At 74.6% G+C, this 16,984-nt stretch carries 15 protein-coding genes and 1 pseudogene; 8 read left to right on the top strand and 8 right to left on the bottom strand.

Annotated elements, in window-relative coordinates; translation table 11 throughout:
- Positions 1–142: 142 nt before the first annotated feature.
- Positions 143–1,270 (bottom strand): PLP-dependent cysteine synthase family protein, encoded by a 1,128-nt coding sequence (locus ACZ4TG_RS17465; RefSeq protein WP_468163513.1) that lies wholly within the window; start codon positions 1,268–1,270, stop codon positions 143–145.
- A gap of 422 nt (positions 1,271–1,692) precedes the next feature.
- Here ACZ4TG_RS17465 and ACZ4TG_RS17460 point away from each other — a divergent pair, with 422 nt between their 5' ends.
- A complete protein-coding gene (locus tag ACZ4TG_RS17460; protein WP_468163511.1) occupies positions 1,693–2,241 on the top strand; it encodes an ATP-binding protein in 549 nt (182 codons plus the stop codon).
- 222 nt (positions 2,242–2,463) lie between these two features.
- Here the strand turns inward: ACZ4TG_RS17460 and ACZ4TG_RS17455 are convergent, their stop codons facing one another.
- Complete coding sequence (locus ACZ4TG_RS17455) at positions 2,464–3,861, bottom strand: ROK family protein (protein WP_468163509.1); 1,398 nt, start codon at positions 3,859–3,861, stop codon at positions 2,464–2,466.
- Positions 3,862–3,901: 40 nt separating this feature from the next.
- Positions 3,902–4,564, bottom strand: coding sequence for an alpha-ketoglutarate-dependent dioxygenase AlkB family protein (locus ACZ4TG_RS17450; RefSeq protein WP_468163507.1), 663 nt, complete (start codon positions 4,562–4,564; stop codon positions 3,902–3,904).
- Positions 4,565–4,601: 37 nt separating this feature from the next.
- Between ACZ4TG_RS17450 and ACZ4TG_RS17445 the strand changes: the two genes are divergently transcribed.
- The 3 genes and pseudogenes from ACZ4TG_RS17445 to ACZ4TG_RS17435 form a co-directional block, all read left to right on the top strand.
- The gene (locus ACZ4TG_RS17445) at positions 4,602–5,345 is read left to right on the top strand and encodes a maleylpyruvate isomerase family mycothiol-dependent enzyme (protein ID WP_468163505.1); all 744 of its coding nucleotides are present in this window, start codon (positions 4,602–4,604) and stop codon (positions 5,343–5,345) included.
- A gap of 59 nt (positions 5,346–5,404) precedes the next feature.
- Positions 5,405–5,656 (top strand): DUF6332 family protein, encoded by a 252-nt coding sequence (locus ACZ4TG_RS17440; RefSeq protein ID WP_468163503.1) that lies wholly within the window; start codon positions 5,405–5,407, stop codon positions 5,654–5,656.
- Between the two features lie 98 nt (positions 5,657–5,754).
- A pseudogene (locus ACZ4TG_RS17435) lies at positions 5,755–6,390 on the top strand (phosphatase PAP2 family protein); the annotation flags it as partial.
- 42 nt (positions 6,391–6,432) lie between these two features.
- On the opposite strand, the gene ACZ4TG_RS17430 reads toward ACZ4TG_RS17435, so the two are convergent.
- The 4 genes from ACZ4TG_RS17430 to ACZ4TG_RS17415 all read right to left on the bottom strand — a co-directional run bounded on the left by ACZ4TG_RS17430 (position 6,433) and on the right by ACZ4TG_RS17415 (position 10,828).
- Complete coding sequence (locus tag ACZ4TG_RS17430; protein ID WP_468163501.1) at positions 6,433–7,116, bottom strand: response regulator; 684 nt, start codon at positions 7,114–7,116, stop codon at positions 6,433–6,435.
- Entirely contained in the window at positions 7,113–8,882 is a 1,770-nt protein-coding gene (locus ACZ4TG_RS17425; protein ID WP_468163499.1) for a sensor histidine kinase, read from the bottom strand. The genes ACZ4TG_RS17430 and ACZ4TG_RS17425 overlap by 4 nt, the downstream gene beginning before the upstream one ends.
- A gap of 75 nt (positions 8,883–8,957) precedes the next feature.
- The gene (locus ACZ4TG_RS17420; protein WP_468163497.1) at positions 8,958–9,923 is read right to left on the bottom strand and encodes a spherulation-specific family 4 protein; all 966 of its coding nucleotides are present in this window, start codon (positions 9,921–9,923) and stop codon (positions 8,958–8,960) included.
- Between the two features lie 206 nt (positions 9,924–10,129).
- Positions 10,130–10,828 (bottom strand): TetR/AcrR family transcriptional regulator, encoded by a 699-nt coding sequence (locus ACZ4TG_RS17415; protein WP_468163495.1) that lies wholly within the window; start codon positions 10,826–10,828, stop codon positions 10,130–10,132.
- 149 nt (positions 10,829–10,977) lie between these two features.
- Between ACZ4TG_RS17415 and ACZ4TG_RS17410 the strand changes: the two genes are divergently transcribed.
- Both ACZ4TG_RS17410 and ACZ4TG_RS17405 read left to right on the top strand, forming a co-directional pair.
- Complete coding sequence (locus ACZ4TG_RS17410; RefSeq protein WP_468163493.1) at positions 10,978–11,436, top strand: nitroreductase/quinone reductase family protein; 459 nt, start codon at positions 10,978–10,980, stop codon at positions 11,434–11,436.
- 677 nt (positions 11,437–12,113) lie between these two features.
- Positions 12,114–13,139 carry an NHL repeat-containing protein gene (locus tag ACZ4TG_RS17405; protein WP_468163491.1) on the top strand — a complete coding sequence of 342 codons (1,026 nt, stop codon included), beginning with the start codon at positions 12,114–12,116 and terminating at the stop codon, positions 13,137–13,139.
- Between the two features lie 62 nt (positions 13,140–13,201).
- Here the strand turns inward: ACZ4TG_RS17405 and ACZ4TG_RS17400 are convergent, their stop codons facing one another.
- Positions 13,202–14,392: a geranylgeranyl reductase family protein gene (locus ACZ4TG_RS17400; protein WP_468164145.1), complete on the bottom strand. Its 1,191-nt coding sequence runs from the start codon at positions 14,390–14,392 to the stop codon at positions 13,202–13,204.
- 271 nt (positions 14,393–14,663) lie between these two features.
- Here ACZ4TG_RS17400 and ACZ4TG_RS17395 point away from each other — a divergent pair, with 271 nt between their 5' ends.
- Both ACZ4TG_RS17395 and ACZ4TG_RS17390 read left to right on the top strand, forming a co-directional pair.
- Positions 14,664–16,028 (top strand): M20/M25/M40 family metallo-hydrolase, encoded by a 1,365-nt coding sequence (locus ACZ4TG_RS17395; protein ID WP_468163489.1) that lies wholly within the window; start codon positions 14,664–14,666, stop codon positions 16,026–16,028.
- Positions 16,029–16,114: 86 nt separating this feature from the next.
- Positions 16,115–16,792 (top strand): MBL fold metallo-hydrolase, encoded by a 678-nt coding sequence (locus ACZ4TG_RS17390; protein ID WP_468164143.1) that lies wholly within the window; start codon positions 16,115–16,117, stop codon positions 16,790–16,792.
- Positions 16,793–16,984 lie beyond the last annotated feature (192 nt).

The following is a 16,984-nucleotide window of genomic DNA, read 5'->3' as shown; positions in this document are numbered from 1 at the left end:
CTTCGCGTAGGTGCCGACGGCATGCCCCCGGACGTCGGGGTTTCCCGTCTCCAGCAGCGCGTTCCCCCATCCGTGGCGCGGTACACGTACACATGCCGCGAAGTTCGCCCGCCGCCATGACGCCGGCTGCGAGCGGGCCCGGTCAGGCCGCCGGCTCGCGCCAGGCGCCCGTCGTCAGCAGCGTCTCGATGGTCTGCGCGTACGGGGCGATGTCCAGCCCCTGCGCCGCCAGCCAGGCGTCCGAGTAGTACTTGTCGAGGTAGCGGTCGCCCGGGTCGCAGAGCAGGGTCACGACACTGCCCGTACGGCCCTCGGCCACCATCTCCGAGACGATCTTCAGGGCGCTCCACAGGCCGGTGCCCGTCGAGCCGCCCGCCTTGCGCCCTATGGCCGTCTCCAGCGCCCGGCAGGCGGCGACGCTCGCCGCGTCCGGCACCTTCATCATCCGGTCGATCGCGCCCGGCACGAAGCTCGGCTCCATCCGGGGCCGGCCGATGCCCTCGATGCGGGAGCCGCAATCGCTGCTCGCGTGCGGGTCGTTGTTGGTCCAGCCGGCGAAGAAACAGGAGTTCTCCGGGTCCGGGACACAGATCCGGGTGTCGTGCTGCATGTAGTGCACGTAGCGCGCGATGGTCGCGGAGGTGCCGCCGGTGCCGGCCGTGGCCACGATCCAGGCCGGCTCGGGGTACCGCTCCAGGCGCAGCTGCTGGTAAATCGATTCTGCGATGTTGTTGTTCCCGCGCCAGTCCGTCGCCCGCTCCGCGTACGTGAACTGGTCCATGTAGTGCCCGCCGGTCCGCGCCGCGAGCTCCGCCGACTCCTCGTACATCTTCATCGAGTCGTCCACGAAGTGGCATTCGCCTCCGTGGAACTCGATCAGCCGGCACTTCTCCGGGCTGGTGGTGCGGGGCATGACCGCGATGAACGGGACGCCGATCAGCTTGGCGAAGTACGCCTCCGAGACGGCGGTCGAGCCGGAGGAGGCCTCGATGACCGGGCGGCCGGGGCGGATCCAGCCGTTGCACAGCGCGTACAGGAACAGGGACCGGGCGAGGCGGTGCTTGAGGGAGCCGGTCGGGTGCGTGGACTCGTCCTTGAGGTACAGGTCGATGCCCCACTCCTCGGGCAGCGGGAAGCGCAACAGGTGGGTGTCGGCGGACCGGTTGGCGTCCGCCTGGACCTTGCGAACGGCTTCCTTCAGCCAGGCGCGGTAGTCCGCATCGCTGCGGTCGACGTCAACGGTCGTGGCAGTCGTTCTGGTGGTGCTCATGCGCCTTGCTCCTTCGTGCCTTCCGTGGCCCCCTGCTTTCGCAATGTACCTCCCCCACCTGCGCAAACACTTGCTTTGGGTCTCCATGCGGATCGCTTTCGGATCGGCCTCGGGGCGCACTCGGATCCGCTCTTGGATCGCTCTCGGACCGGCTCTCGGCTCGGCTCTCGGACCGGCTCTCGGACCGGCTCTCGGCTCGGCTCTCGGACCGCTCTGCGATCGCGGCGCAGGCCCCGGCGGGCCGCCGTCCGCACCCCGCGCCGACGCGCCCGCGGCCCTCCGAACGTCCGCTTCCGGCCCTCCGCCCGCTTTTCGAACGCCGTGCTGCGCGTTCGGTTGCACAGCGGGGCACCGTGGGTGACCCTGGTGGAGCATTACTGAGGGTGCAGCACCCGTAACACTCATGTCGGGGAGTCGCAGCCGTGATCAGTCATTCCCGCAGGCACTGCGTCGTCGAACTGCAGGTCGTGCCGTCTCGGATCGGCCAGGTCCGCAGAATCGTTTCCGCGCAGCTGCGCCACTGGCAGCTCGATCCGCTCATAGACCGGGCTGCGCTCGGCGTGACGGAGCTGCTCAGCAACGTCCACCGCCATGCGCAGCCGGACAAGTCCTGCACCGTGGAGATCGAACTCCGCCACGGCCGCCTCACCGTCTCGGTGTACGACAGCGATCCCCGGCTGCCGGTGCTGCGGGCGGCGGAGGAGCTGGAGACCTGCGGACGCGGGCTCGCGCTCGTCGAGGCGGTCAGCGAGGCCTGGGGCGCACGGCACAAGGCGGAGGGCCCGGGGAAGGTCGTGTGGTTCTCGCTGGTGGCCGCCCACGCGCCCGCCTCGGCCGCACCGACCCGTACCGTCCGGATCGCTTCCAAGCCTGTACGAGAGCCCGCGCCGGCGGCGTCCACGGCCGTGGACCCGGGCGCCGGCGTCAAAGGCGTGCCGGTGCCGGTGGCGAGCGGCGCCAGGCCCGGGTAGCCCCGGGCCGCCGGATCCGCCCCGACGGGGCCAGGAGCCCGGGCACCGCGGCGCGCGGGCCGCGGAAGCCACGTGAGCCGCCGGGCCGCCCGGCACCGGGCGCTCGGGCCACCGAAGCCGCGTGAGCCGCTGGCCGCCCGGCGTCCGGGCCGCCCGCGAGCACCGCCCTGACACCGCAGCCCTGACACCACCGCCCCGACGCCGCCGGCCTCACGACCGCCCTCAGGCCGCGGCGCCCAGCGCCCCCAGCGGGTCGTCGAGCACCGGCTGCCACGCCAGCTCCGCGGCGCCGACCAGGCTGTTGTGGTCCAGGGTGCACGGCAGGATCGGCACGCCCCCGCTGCGCCCCCACAGGCTCCGGTCCGCGACCACCGCGCGCAGCCGCTCCGGATCGGCGGACAGCAGCTCCCGGTGCAGGCCGCCCAGGATGATCCGGTCCGGGTTCAGGATGTTGACCAGGCCCGCCAGGCCCAGGCCGAGCCGGTCGATGAGCTCCTCGGCGGCCGCCCGTACGGCCGGTTCGGCGTACTCCGCGCGCAGCAGGTCGCGGGCCTGCTGGAGCAGCGACACCTCGGGCCCGGGGGTCCGGCCGGCCGCCGTCAGGAAGGCCAGCGGATCCGCCTCGACGTCCAGGCAGCCCCGGCTCCCGCAGTGGCAGGCGCGCCCCTCGGGGTTCACCGTGAGGTGGCCGACCTCCAGGGCGAGCCCGGCGCTGCCGCTGTGCAGGCGGCCGTCCAGCACCAGGGCCCCGCCCACCCCGCGGTGGCCGGTGGCCACGCACAGCAGGTGCTGCGCGCTGCGGCCCGCGCCGTGCCGGTGCTCGGCGAGCGCGGCGAGGTTGACGTCGTTCCCCGTCAGGGCGGGGCCGTCGATCCCGGCCGCCTTCACCCGTTCGGCGAAGATGGCCCGTACGGGAGAACCGGCCGGCCAGGCCAGGTGGAGCGGGTTCAGGGCGGTGCCCTCGGGCTCCGCGACCGCCGACGGTACGGCGAGGCCCGCACCGACGCATCGCCGGCCGGACTCCGCGAGCAGCGCGGCCCCCGCGTCGACGACGGCACTCAGCACCTGGGCGGGGTCGGCGGAGACGGTGACCTTCCCGGGAGCGGTGGCCACGATCCGGCCGCCGAGTCCGACCAGCGCGGCCCGGAACCCGTCCGGGTGCACCTGGGCGGCCAGTGCCACCGGGCCGTTCTCGTCCACGGAGAGCCGGTGCGAGGGCCGGCCCTGTGCGCCGCCCGCGCCACCGGGGCGGGAGTCGACGCGGATCAGGCCGAGCGCCTCCAGCTCGGCGGCGACGGCCCCGGCGGTCGCGCGGGTGACCCCGAGCTCGGCCGTCAGGACCGCGCGGGTGGGGGCCCGGCCGGTGTGCACGAGTTCCAGGGCCGGGCCGAGCGCGCTGCGGCCCCGCTCCAGCCGGGTCCGCGCGGAAGCGGCCGAAGCCGCCGAGGCCGCAGAGGCGACGGACCCCGCGGAAGCCACGGCCTCCGTCGAAGCCACGGCCCCCGTCGAAGCCGTCGAAGCCGCGGAAGCCGTGGATCCCGTGGCGCCCGCCGTCGGCGTGGTCGCCGTGGACACCGCGGTCGCGTCCCCCGCCCGCGGCGGGGCCCCGTTGCCGTTCATGACAGCGATCCTCGCATGATCGGGAGGTACCGGGCGCCGCTCACCGGTCGAGGCCGCCGACCCGCAGTGTGATGTTCAGCCGCCCGGTCAGGCCCAGCCCGGGCGGTGCGGTGCCGGGCAGGACTTTCGGCACTCCGTGGTAGGCCAGTCGGCTCGGACCTCCGAAGACGAACAGATCCCCGCTGCGCAGCTCGACGTCCCGGTACGGACGGCCGCGCGAGGCCGTGTTCCCGAAGCGGAAGAGGCAGGCATCACCCAGGCTGAGCGAGACGACGGGCGCCGCGGACCGCTCCTCGGCATCCCGGTGCATGCCCATCCGGGAGTCCCCGTCATAGAAGTTGATCAGCGCGATGTCGTACGCCTCGTCGTACCCGGCCGCCTGCCGCGCCCCGTACGCGGCGGCCACCGCTTCGCGCCCCAGCTCCGCGAGTCCGTGCGGCATCGGCTTGACGGGCGCCCCGTCGCCGTCGACGGCGGTGCGCGCGTAGCCGTACGGATACCAGTGCAGCCCCAGGCACACCTGCCGGGCGGTCATCGTGCCGCCGCCGGGCGTGCGTACGGTGCGCAGTCCGGCGGGCGGGCGCGCCCACTCCCGGCAGTCCGCGAGCAGCTCCCGCTGTCGCTCCGGCGCCAGCCAGCCGGGCAGGTGCACGGCGCCGGGTGCGATCTCGGCCCGCTCGCGCGGAAAGAGTTCCCCGTCCATGTCCCCATTGTCGGTGGTCGCTGTCAGACTCGCGCCTATGAAGATCGTTGAGCACGTGGAGATCCTCGCCCGCGAGGGCGAACTGCTGGCCGACGCCGCCGAACAGGCCGGGACGGAAGCCCTGGTGCCCACCTGCCCGCAGTGGCGGGTGGCCGACCTGCTGGAGCACACGGGTTCGGTGCACCGCTGGGCGGCCGGTTTCGTCGCGGGCGCGGTGGTCGAGCCGGCGCCGTTCCCGGAGCCGCCGGTGCTGGCCGGCCCGGAGCTGCTGACCTGGTTCCGGGAGGGGCACGCGGCGCTGGTCCGGACCCTGACCGAGGCCCCGGCCGATGTGCAGTGCTGGACGTTCCTTCCGACGGCTCCGCCCACACCGCTGGCGTTCTGGGCCCGGCGGCAGGCGCACGAGACGGCCGTGCACCGGTTCGACGCGCAGGCTGCCCAGGGGATCGCCCCGGCACCGGTGACGCCCGGGTTCGGGGAGGACGGGGTGGACGAGCTGCTGACCGGTTTCCACGCGCGGGCGCGCAGCCGGGTGCGTACGGAAGAGCCGAAGGTGCTGCGGATCCGGGCCACGGACACCGGCGCGGTGTGGACCGTACACCTGTCGCCGGAGCCGGCCCGTACGGTGCGGGGCGACGGGGGCGGCCCGGCGGACTGCGAGCTGACCGGCGACGCCTCCTGGCTGTACGCGGCGCTGTGGAACCGCCTGCCGCTGGCCGGGCCCGGGGTCGTCGGGGACCAGTCCCTGGCGCGGCTGTGGACGGAGAAGGGCCGGATCTGACGAACAGCCGCCCGGCGGGCTCCTTGTGACGGTCCGCCAGGAGCGGTGAGACTGGCGGCATGGAGCGACGGACTCAGGCCGACCGGGACGCGGTCACCATCGAGATCAGCTACGCCTTCGTCAGCGCGTGCCTCGCGGCCGGGCTCGTCTTCGCGGCGGTGTTCGCGCCCGCCGCGCTCTTCGGCCTCTCCCCCGCCGCGCACCGCGTCCTGGCGGTGACGGGCGGGATCCTGGCCGCGGTGGCGTTCCTGCTCAGGGTCACGCAGCTGCTGTGGCGCTTGCCCCGCCGCCCGGAGAACGACGAGCGCTGAGGCGGCCGCGCGGCTTCGTCAACCCCGACGAACGTCGGGGGTGCGGGGTGCCGTTCGGCCCGGGTGCCGGGCCTGCCGTCGTCCGTACGTTCGGCGGCATGGAAACGGACATGCGGTACGGACGGGGTCGGCGGCTGTCGGCGGTGGGCGCGACGGCCGGGGCGGGTGCGGGGGCGGTGCTCTGGCTGGCGCCCGGCGGCGGAGTGGGGACGGCCGAGCCGGTGCACGTCACCGGCGGCTGGTCGGCGGCGGCCTACGGGACGCTGACCCGGGCTGTGGCGGGGTGGCCGTCTTGGGCGGGGAGCGCCCTGGAGGCGGCGAGCGAGGGCACGTTGCTCCTGCTGGCCGCCCTGCTGGCCTGGGTGGCCTGGGGCGGCGTGCGCCGGCGCGACCCGCGCACCCTGGCCGGGGCGGCGCTCGTGGCCGCGGGGGTCGTGGCCGCGTATGCGCTCAGCGAGGCGCTGAAACTCGTCCTGGACGAGGAGCGGCCGTGCCGGGCGCTGTCCGGAGCCCTCACCCTCGCGCCCTGCCCCGGAGCGGGCGACTGGTCGTTCCCCAGCAACCACGCCACCCTCGCGGCCGCGCTCGCGGCGGGTGTGGTGCTGGTGCGGCCCAGGCTGGCGGGCCTGACGCTGCCGGTGGCGGGGGCGGCCGCGCTGCTCCGCGTACTGGTGGGGGTGCACTACCCGCACGATGTCCTCGCGGGTGCGGCCCTCGGCGCCGCCGGGACGGTGGCGGCGGTGCTGCTCCTGCGCCCCGCCGCCGTGCGCGCGGCGTCAGCGCTGCTCGACCGCCGGTTCCGGGGTGACGCCGGCCTCGTGGGCGACCACCGCCGCGGCCGCCCGGTTGTCCACGCCCAGACGCGCCAGGATCGAGCTGACGTGGGCCTTCACCGTCCCCTCGGCCAGCCGCAGGCGGCGCGCGATCTGCCCGTTGGAGTGCCCGCCTCCGAGGAAGGCCAGTACGTCGCGTTCGCGCGCGGTGAGCGCCTCGACCCGGGCGCGGGCCTCGGCCCGGCGCCCGGCCCGGATTCCCGCGCCGCCGGCCGCGAGGTGGGCGACCACCCGGGCCGTGATCTTGGGTGACAGGTAGGCGGCGCCGTCGGCCACGGCCCGGATCCCGGCGATGAGCTCCTCGGGCTCGCCGGACTTGACGAGGAAGCCGGCGGCTCCCTCGGACAGGGCCCGCAGGATGTACTCGTCCTCGCCGAAGGTGGTCAGCATGACCACACCCGTACCGGGCACGGTCCTGCGGATCTCGGCGGCGGCTTCGATGCCGCCCGACCCCGGCATGCGGATGTCGAGCACCACCACCTGCGGGCGGTGCCGGCGCGCCAGCTCCACCGCCTGGTGGCCGTCGGCGGCTTCGGCGACGACGGTGAGTCCGGGGTCGGTGGCGAGGACGGCCCGGACGCCCGCGCGGATCATGGGTTCGTCGTCGGCGATGAGGATCCTGATCACGGCAGGTCCTTTCCGGTGAAGGTGTCGGCGGAGACCAGTTGCCCGGCCCGGAAGCAGAGGCGGTAGACGTCCCCCGACCGGTCGTCGAAGGGGTCCGCGGTCTGTACGTAGAACTCGCATGCGGAGCCGGGGGGTTCTGGCCTGGCAGCCGGCTCGGCCGGGCGGCGGGCCGTCTGCCGCCGCGGCAGCTGCGGGGCCACCTCGGCGCGGGACTGCTGCCCGGGGCGCAGCCGGGCGTAGTCCTGCGGGTCGAGCACCGACTGGCGGGCGGTCAGGGTGTCCCAGACCCGCACGCCGCCGATGAGGGCCGCCGCGGTGAGCAGCGGGACCAGAACGGCGGCGGCCGCGGTCCGGCCGAGCCGACGGCGGGCCCGCCGGTGCTCGGGAGGCAGCGGGTCGGCGCGTACGGCGTCACGCACGGCGGCCCCGACCGCCTTGCGTACACCGGCCCGTACGTCGACCCGTGCGTCGGCCCGTACGCCGTCCCGTGCGTCGGCCCGTACGCCGTCCCGTGCGTCGGCCCGTACGGCGTCCCGTACTCCGGCCCGAACGCCGTCCCGTGCGCCGTCTCGTACGCCGTCCCGTACGTCGGCGGCCCTTGTGTCAGCCCGTACGTCGGCGGCCCGTGCATCGGCGGCCCGTGCGTCGCCCCGCGCGCCGGGGCCGGCGGCCTGCCGCGGGGTGGCGCTGTCGGGGCGGTGCGGGAGGGCGGCCCGGACGGCGAAGCCGGCGCCGGCGGGACCGGCCTCGAAGGTGCCGCCCGCGTGCCGGACCCGCTCGTCGAGGCCGATCAGCCCGAACCGGTGGCCCTGCCCGGGCGGGAGCGGCCCGGTCCCGGCGGGGACGTTCGGCCGCCCGGCCGCCGGGCCGTTCGTGACGCGGACCTCCGTCCACCCCTCCGTGTGCCGCACCACCACGGCCGCGCGGGCGTCGGGGTCGTGCTTGGCGACGTTCGTCAGGGCCTCCTGGACCACCCGCAGCACGGCCCGCTCCACGACCGGCGGCGCCCCGCCGGGCGGCGGATCGCCCTCCAGCCGCAGCCGGACGTCGAGCCCCGCCGCAGCTGCCCGGGCGACGAGCGCTTCGAGGTCCCCGGCTCCGGCCTCGTCCGGCGGGAGTCCCGGATCCTCGCGCAGCAGGCCGATCACCTCGCCGAGGCGGTCCACGGCCGCGCCCGCCCGGGCCCGTATCTCCTGGGCGGCGGCCCGGTGCGGGTCCGGCAGGCCGGGGGCCAGCTTCAGCGCTCCCGCCGACAGGGCGATCAGGCTGAGCTCATGGCCCAGGAGGTCGTGCATGTCCTGGGCGATCCTGGTCCGTTCGCGCAGCCGGGCCTGTTCGGCGACGAGCCGCTGCTCCCGCTCCAGCCGTGCGGCCCGGTCCCAGCCGGCCCGGACCAGCGTGCGGGACTGGCGCAGGAACCGGCCCGCGAACCAGGGGACCATCGCCGCGACCACCAGCCCCACGAACCGGCTGGCCCACATGAACCACTCCGGCACCAGGGCCACCGCCACCACCGCGGCCGCCAGCACCGCGACCGATGCCAGGGCCACGTACCGCGCCCGCCCGGGCCGTCCGCCCGCGAGGAACGCGCAGGCCGCCTCCGGCAGCACCCACCACCCGCTCCACGCGCTCGCGCCGGCGGCGGCCAGCACCCCCGCGCAGAGCAGGGCGGACAGGACGGCGGACGGAACGGCGGGCGGAACGGCTGACGTCAGGGCGGAGAGCACCGGCGCGCGGGCCGGGAACTTCACGATCGTTGATCTCACCCTGGCGACCCTACGGAACCCGGCCCGGCCTGCGGCACTGCCGAAAGTCCAATGGCGCGCGGGCCGGGCCGCGCCTCAGCCCAGCGTGGCCGCGTAGGTGGTCTGGCTGCGGTACTGCCAAGTGGGGCCCGCGTTCCACGGGTTGGGCATGGCGGCGCTGGTGGCGTAGGCGTAGCCGGCGCCGCGTTCGAAGGCGGTGCGCAGGGCGGTGCGCATGGCGGTGGCGTCCGGGACGTCGTGGACCAGGTGCCAGAAGGCGGTGCCGCTCGGGTCGAACTCGGTGCCGGCGCGGTAGCCGCTGAGCTCGTTGAAGACGTTGCCGCCGAGCCAGCCTCCGGCGGTGTACGCGGCGTAGGTGTCCTCGTAGGTGACGAAGACGTCGGCGGTGCGGTGGCCGGGCTCCAGGTAGCAGTCGGCGATGGCGGTGCCGGGGTTGTTGACGACGAGGTCGGGCGCGGCCGGGTCGACGGCGTTCATCGTCTCCTGGACGTAGCGGCGGAGCTCGGCGTAGTGGTCACGGGTGGCGTTGGCGGGGCCGCAGTCGCGGCTGACCACGTCGAAGAAGATGCCGTCCACGTGCAGTCGGCCGTCGCGGGTCTTGAGGTAGTTGTCCACGGAGGCCTTGACGGCGGCGACGTCGCGCTTGCCGTGGTCGGTGTGGACGTAGCCGAGCACCTTGGTCCGCTCACCGGTGGAGGTGGTGCCCCCGCGCAGGGCGTCGGCGCGGTCCTGCCAGGGGGTGTCGAAGCGGGAGTCGCCGTTTCCGGGGTTGAGGACGACCACGGAGGCCGCCGGGCCGGTGGCGGTGAGGTCGGCCAGCATCCGGTCGTCGGCCCATACGTACGCGGGAACCCCGATCTCGAGGCCGCGCACGCCGGGTATCCGGGGGGTGGGCGGTGTGCTGGGGGCGGGTGCGGGTTTGCGGGCCGCCGGGGCCTGCGTCGCGCTGTCCGCCGAAGCGGTCACGGCAGGCGCCGGGGCGGCGAGTAAGACGGTGACCAGAACGGCGTACAGGGCCTGGACGGCGCGGGGGCGGGCCATGGCTGTTCCTCCGGCGGCGGCAGGTGCGGGGCGGGGGGCGACCCGACGAACACTAGACGGGCGGCGGTTGCGTGAAGGCCGAACCACCCGCTTTGGTGTGAGGAACAGAAAAACGATCCATCACCTCATCATGTGAATCCGCGTCAGGCCCGGTCGGCGGCAGCCTTGTTCCCGGACACCGCCCGCTGCCGGCCTTCGTCATTTCGTCATACGGCGGGCAGTCCGACCCCGTGCGCCAGCTGGCCGGCCGCATGGCCGAAGAAGGCGGCACGGTCCTCGACGACCCGGTTGAACTGCCCGAACAGCTCGAAGGAGACCAGCCCGACGAGCTGCGCCCAGGCGGCGACCAGCGCGGCGGTGACCTCGGGGGGCAGGCCCTCGGCGAAGTCCGCGGTCATCCGGGCGGCCTCGGGGCGCAGGGAGTCGGGCAGCGGCGGCAGGGCCAGGCCACGACCCTCGTAGGCGGCGCGGACGATGCCGATGAAGGTGTTGCCGACGCGGGAGGCGGGGCCGACGGTGTCGAGGGGGGCGCTGTAGCCGGGGACCGGGGACCCGTAGATCAGGGCGTACTCGTGGGGGTGCGCCAGGGCCCAGGCGCGGACGGCCTCGCAGACGGCGATCCAGCGCGCGCGGGGCGGGGCGCCGGCGGTGCGGGCGGCGGCCTCGGCCTCTTCGGCGGCGGCGCCCACGCTGTCGTACGCGTCGACGATGAGCGCGGTGAGCAGCTCGTCGCGGCTGGGGAAGTAGCGGTAGAGGGCGGAGGACACCATGCCCAGCTCGCGGGCGACGGCGCGCAGGGAGAGTTTGGCGGCGCCCTCGGCCGCGAGCATGCGGCGCGCCTCGTCCTTGATGGCGTTGGTGACCTCGATGCGGGCCCGCTCCCGGGCCCCGCGCACGGTACTCATGCGGATCAGTGTGCCATGCATCTGGAGCAGTGCCCAGAAACGAGACCGGCGATCTATTTAGAGAGCACTGCTCTTGCTTTGGCCAGCGCATCCGTGCACACTGATCTCAAGCGAGAGCAGTGCTCTCCCAATGGGTCCCGGAGGCCATCATGAACGCGCCCGCCCCGTACTACCTCAAGGCCAGCCCCCTCGGCGTGCGCTTCAACGCCCTCCTCGGCAAGCTCGCCCGCCTCGGCATCAGCCTCGCCGGCACCGCCGAGCTGTCGGTCCGCGGCCGCAAGTCCGGCCAGATGCAGCGGATCCCGGTCAACCCGCACACGTACGAAGGCGAGCAGTACCTGGTCTCCGCCCGCGGCCACTCCCAGTGGGTCCGCAACATGCGCGCCGCGGGCGGCGGGGAGCTGCGGGTGGGCCGCAAGGTACGCACCTTCACCGTCACCGAGATCACCGACCCGGTGCGGCAGGCCGCCATCCTGCGCGCCTACCTGGAGAAGTGGGGCTGGGAGGTCAACCGGTTCTTCCAGGGCGTGACCGCCAAGTCCTCGGACGCCGAACTCCAGGCGGCGGCCGCGGACCACCCGGTCTTCCGCATCACCGTCGCCGGATGACGGCTCCGACCCCCGCTCCCGCTCCGGCCCCCGCTCCCGCCCTGGCTCCGGCCCTGGCTCCGGCCCTGGCTCCGGCCCTGGCTCCGGCCCTGGCTCCGGCCCTGGCTCCGGCTCCGGCTCCGGCTCCGGCTCCGGCTCCGGCTCCGGCTCCGGCTCCGGCGGGAGCGTCCGGCGCGGCCGCAGCAACAAGGGCGGGCCCGCAACCGCTGCAACGGCCGGCGCGGCAAACGGGGTGGACACCGCAGCGTCGGCGCGGGCGACGGCCGGCGCGGGCGGTGGCCGACTGGGCGGCGGCAGCGCGCGCAGCAGCCGGCACGGGCGGCGGCCGGCACGGACAGCGGCCGACTGGGCAACGACCGGCTGGGCGGCGACCGGCTGGGCGGCGACCGGCACGGACAGCGGCCAGCTGGGCAGCGACCGGCTGGGCAGCGGCAGCGCGCGGCGGCCGGCACGGGCAGCGGCCGGCACGGACAGCGGCAGGGACAGTGACCGGCACGGACGGCGACAGCGCGCAGCGGCCGGCGCAGCGGACCGGACGAAGCGCAGTCCGGCCTTCGACCGTGCGGGCGATCCGCGGAGTCGGCGCCGCGCTATGCGACTACCCTGACACCCCGTCATGTTTGGCTGGTCCTTCATCACGCCCTGGCATCCCGTGCCCGGTCGAGAAGGAGAGCCCCGTGCCCCGCAAGCTCCGCCTGCCGCGTCGCGTTGCGGCCACCGGCGCCGTAGCCCCAGTCCTCGCCCTCGCCGTACTCGCCACCGCCCCCGGCGCTCCCACGGCCGCCGCCGAGCCGCCTCCGCAGTCTTCCTCGCAGCCGCCCCTGGCGCTGACGCACCCCCGCATCGTCGCGCACTTCGACTTCGCCGCCGGTCAGACCCCCGAGAACATCGCCCTGGAGCCCGACGGCTCCGCCGACCTGACCTTCGCCTTCGCCCGGCAGGTCGCCCGGGTCAGCCCGCACGGCGACACGGAGATCCTCGCCACCCTGCCTCCCGTGGCCAACCCGGCCACCCCGCTCGTCGGCGCCGCGGTCGTGTCCGGGATCGTACGTACCCACGACGGCGTGCTGTACGTCAACTACCTCACCGGAACCGCCGGCCTGACCGGCGTCTGGCGGATCACTCCGGACGGCCACACGACCCGGTTCGCGGCCCTGCCGCCGGCCGGCTTCGCCAACGGGCTCGCGCTCGACGAGGACCACGGCGTGCTCTACGCCGCCGACTCGGTGCTCGGCACCGTCTGGCGCATCTCGCTGGACGACGCCGCGGTCACCGCCTGGGCCACGGGCGCCGAACTGCGGCCCGCTCCGGCGCCGACCGGGTTCATCGGCGCGAACGGCATCAAGGTCCACGACGGCGCCGTCTGGGTGTCCAACCACGACCGGGCCACCCTGCTGCGGATCCCCGTCCGCAAGGACGGCACCGCGGGCCCGACCACCGTCCGGGCCACCGGGCTCGCCGGGATCGACGACTTCGCGTTCGTCCACGGCGACACCGTCCTCGCCGCGCTGAACACCAGCAGCGACCTCGCCGTGGTACGGCCCGACGGCACGCAAGGCATCCTGCTGACGCGGCACGACGGACTGTCCAACCCCACCTCCGTGGCGTTGCGCCACGGCAGGGTCCACGTGCCCAGCGCCGCCTTCTACACCGCGGACGACCCCAACCTCCTGACCGCCCGCATCCAGCGGCACCACCCGTAGGAACGGCGGCCGGACGGCGCCGGGCCCGGCAGGGGCCCGGCGCCGTCCTCTGATCAATACGCCTAGGCGCTGCCCTTGCGCGCCTGACGGCCGTCCAGCGCGTGCAGCGCCTTACGGGCCAGCGGGAACTGACGGACCAGGTCGGCCAGGGTCGTCGAACCGCGCGTGATCCGGGCGAAGGCCAGCCACGCCGGGCGCAGGCCCGTGATGGCGGCGTGCAGCAGCCCCGGCCTGGCCTCGAAGAGGGTCAGCATCCGCTTGCCGACGCCCATCTCCACGCCCAGCCCGGCCTTGACGGCGAAGGCGTAGTTCAGGGCCTGGCGCCGCGCGTCCACCGCGTCCTGCGCCTCGGAGATCTTGACGGCCCACTCCCCCGCGAGCCGCCCCGAGCGCAGCGCGAAGGAGATGCCCTCACGGGTCCACGGCTCCAGCAGTCCGGCCGCGTCGCCCGCCACCAGCACCCGGCCCCGCGAGAGCGGCGAGTCGGGCTTGCGGCAGCGGGTCAGGTGCCCGGAGGAGACGGACGGCTCGAAACCGGCCAGGCCCAGCCGGCCGATGAAGTCGTCCAGATAGCGCTTGGTCGCGGCGCCCTCGCCCTTCGCCGAGATGACCCCGACGGTGAGGGTGTCGCCCTTGGGGAAGACCCAGCCGTAACTGCCGGGCAGGGGGCCCCAGTCGATGAGCACCCGCCCCTTCCAGTCGGCGGCCACGGTCTCGGGGACGGGGATCTCCGCCTCCAGGCCCAGGTCGACCTGGTCCATCTCCACCCCGACGTGCGCCCCGATCCGGCTGGCGCTGCCGTCCGCACCGACCACGGCCCGGGCCAGCACGGTCTCGCCGTCCGCGAGGACCACGGCCACCGTCCGCCGGTCGGGCACGGCCGCCCCGTGCTGCTCGACACGGGCCACCGCCGTACCCGTACGGACCGTCGCGCCGGCCTTCTCGGCCTCCGCGACCAGGGCCGCGTCGAACTCCGCCCGGTTGATGAGTCCGAACAGCATCCCCCGGGACCTGCGGGTCCGGGTCAGCCGCCCGTTCATGGAGAAGGTGACCGCGTTGATGCGGTCCTTGAAGGGCAGCACGAACCCCGGCGGCAGGGCGTCGCGCGAGGGGCCGATGATGCCGCCGCCGCAGGTCTTGTACCGGGGCAGCTCGGCCTTCTCCAGCAGCAGGACGCTGCGCCCCCCGGCCGCGGCCGCATGCGCCGCCGAGGCGCCGGCCGGCCCGGCCCCGACCACGATGACGTCCCACACCTCGCCGGTCCCCCCGGCGTTCTCCTCTACCGTCCCCTCGGCGTCGGACTGCTCTGCGTTTGCCCCGTGTACGTCGTCGTCGCTGCTCACGATGTGCTGCTGCTCCTGATCACGCTGTTGCTCGGATGCCGGAGGAATCCTACGGTGAGAGATCGCCTCGGCCCGCTGTGCGAGGATCGGGACTGTCTTTCGCCGTACCCGGCGTACGCACACCCCGCGTATGCGGGCGGCGTACACACAGAACAACGTCGCACCCAAGAGGAGCGTGCCCATGTCCCAGAATCCGATCGCCGAGACCATCGCCTCACTGATGCCCCGCGCCAAGGCGGAGCTGACCGAGCTGGTGGCCTTCCAGTCGGTGGCGGACTGGGCGCAGTTCCCCAAGAGCGAGAGCGAGGCCGCGGCCAACTGGGTGGCCGACGCCCTGCGCGTCGAGGGCTTCCAGGACGTGGCGCTGCTCGACACCCCCGACGGCACGCAGTCGGTGTACGGCTTCCTGCCCGGTCCCGAGGGCGCCCCGACCGTTCTCCTCTACGCGCACTACGACGTACAGCCGCCGCTGGACGACGCCGCCTGGATCTCCCCCGCCTTCGAGCTGACCGAGCGCGACGGCCGCTGGTACGGGCGCGGCGCGGCGGACTGCAAGGGCGGCTTCATCATGCACCTGCTGGCGCTGCGCGCGCTGAAGTCCAACGGCGGTGTGCCGGTGAGCGTGAAGGTGATCGTCGAGGGCTCCGAGGAGCAGGGCACCGGCGGCCTCCAGCAGTACGCCGAGGCGCACCCGGAGCTGCTGGCCGCCGACACCATCGTCATCGGCGACGCGGGCAATTTCCGGCTCGGCCTGCCGACCGTGACGGCCACCCTGCGCGGAATGGCGCTGCTCAAGGTCAAGATCGACACCCTGGGCGGGAACCTGCACTCGGGCATGTTCGGCGGCGTGGCCCCCGACGCGCTGGCCGCGCTCATCAAGGTGCTGGACTCGCTGCGGGCGGCGGACGGTACGACCACGGTCGACGGCCTCGCCTCGGACGCGGTGTGGGAGGGCCTCCAGTACCCGGAGGCGGACTTCCGCGCCGACGCGAAGGTACTGGACGGCGTGGACCTCATCGGCCACGGCACGATCGCGGACCGGCTGTGGGCCCGCCCGGCCGTCACCGTCCTGGGCATCGACTGCCCGCCGGTGGTCGGCGCGACCCCGTCGGTGCACGCGAGCGCGGGCGCACTGATCAGCCTGCGGGTGCCGCCGGGCGTGGACACCCGCGAGGCGATCAAGCTGCTGGAGGCGCACATGGTGGCGCACACCCCGTGGAACGCACGCCTCGAACTCGAGATCGTCGGCCAGGGCCAGCCCTTCCAGGCGGACACGGACAGCCCGGCGTACGCCTCGATGGCGGCGGCGCTGGAGGCGGCCTACCCGGGCCAGGAGATGCAGATCAGCGGCATGGGCGGCTCGATCCCGCTGTGCAACTCGCTGACCTCGCTGTACCCGGAGGCGGAGATGCTGCTGATCGGTCTGAGCGAGCCGGAAGCACAGATCCACGCGGTGAACGAGAGCGTCTCCCCCGAGGAACTCGAACGCCTCTCGGTCGCGGAGGCCCTGTTCCTCGTCAACTACGCGGCGTCCAAGGCCGTCTGAGGTCTGCGCCACGGGCGAACTCCGCTCCCGGTGAACCGAGCGCCGGGAGCGGGGGTCTGCGGTCTACGGTCGGATCCATGACCGAAATCGATCTTGTCGAGGTAATCCCCCACCGGCTCCACATGCTCCGGTTCCCGATCGGCCAGGCGTACCTGTGGCGCGACGGCGAGGCCCTGACCCTGGTCGACGCCGGGTACGCGGGGTCGGCGCCGGCCATCGAGGACGCGATCCGCTCGCTCGGGCTGCGACCGCAGCGGCTGGAGCGGATCGTACTGACCCACTGCCACCGCGACCACGTCGGCGCGGCCGGCGAACTCGCCGCCCGCTGGGGGGCGGAGGTGCTGGCGCACCGCCTGGACGCTCCGGTGATCCGGGGCGAGCAGCCGGTCCCCGAGCCGGTGCTGCTGGACTGGGAACTCCCGCTGTACGCGCACGGCCTGACGGCCCCGGAGGCACCGCCGACCCGGGTGGACCGGGAGCTGGAGGACGGGGACGTACTCCCCTTCGGCGACGGGGCGGTGGTGGTCCACGCCCCGGGCCACACGGCGGGCAGCATCGGCATCCACCTGCCGGAGCACGGGGTGCTGTTCACCGGGGACTGCGTGGCGGGGGTGGGCCAGGTGATGCTGGGCGTCTTCAACGTGGACCGCGCCGAAGCCGAGGCCTCCTTCCGTCGGCTGGCCGCCCTGAACCCGTCGATAGCCTGCTTCGGCCACGGCGGCCCCCTGACCGAGGACACGGCCGCTGCCTTGCGCGCCGCCTAGGCCCTGGCCGGGCGGTTGACGGGGTTCGGGCTGCCCCTGCGGGGCCGGGTTTGGTTTGCAGCTCGGCTGCTGCGGGGCGCCTCAAGCACCGGCCGTTGCCCTGGCCGGGCGGTTGAGTTGGTCGCCTGCGGCGCCGTCGCTTCCGGCCCCGGGCTGCGCCCGGGCGCCTCAAGCGCCGGCGGGGCTGGGTTT

Source organism: Streptomyces sp. NPDC028314 (assembly GCF_055565795.1).
The sequence above is the reverse complement of the archived record's forward strand: the minus strand, read 5'-3'. Positions and strand labels throughout refer to the sequence as shown.

Bases quoted from the DNA above. Each gene is read 5' to 3' on its own strand.
- ACZ4TG_RS17465 (WP_468163513.1), bottom strand. From the start codon at position 1,270: ATGAGCACCACCAGAACGACTGCCACGACCGTTGACGTCGACCGCAGC.
- ACZ4TG_RS17455 (WP_468163509.1), bottom strand. From the start codon at position 3,861: ATGAACGGCAACGGGGCCCCGCCGCGGGCGGGGGACGCGACCGCGGTG.
- ACZ4TG_RS17450 (WP_468163507.1), bottom strand. From the start codon at position 4,564: ATGGACGGGGAACTCTTTCCGCGCGAGCGGGCCGAGATCGCACCCGGC.
- ACZ4TG_RS17445 (WP_468163505.1), top strand. From the start codon at position 4,602: ATGAAGATCGTTGAGCACGTGGAGATCCTCGCCCGCGAGGGCGAACTG.
- ACZ4TG_RS17440 (WP_468163503.1), top strand. From the start codon at position 5,405: ATGGAGCGACGGACTCAGGCCGACCGGGACGCGGTCACCATCGAGATC.
- ACZ4TG_RS17420 (WP_468163497.1), bottom strand. From the start codon at position 9,923: ATGGCCCGCCCCCGCGCCGTCCAGGCCCTGTACGCCGTTCTGGTCACC.
- ACZ4TG_RS17415 (WP_468163495.1), bottom strand. From the start codon at position 10,828: ATGAGTACCGTGCGCGGGGCCCGGGAGCGGGCCCGCATCGAGGTCACC.
- ACZ4TG_RS17410 (WP_468163493.1), top strand. From the start codon at position 10,978: ATGAACGCGCCCGCCCCGTACTACCTCAAGGCCAGCCCCCTCGGCGTG.
- ACZ4TG_RS17395 (WP_468163489.1), top strand. From the start codon at position 14,664: ATGTCCCAGAATCCGATCGCCGAGACCATCGCCTCACTGATGCCCCGC.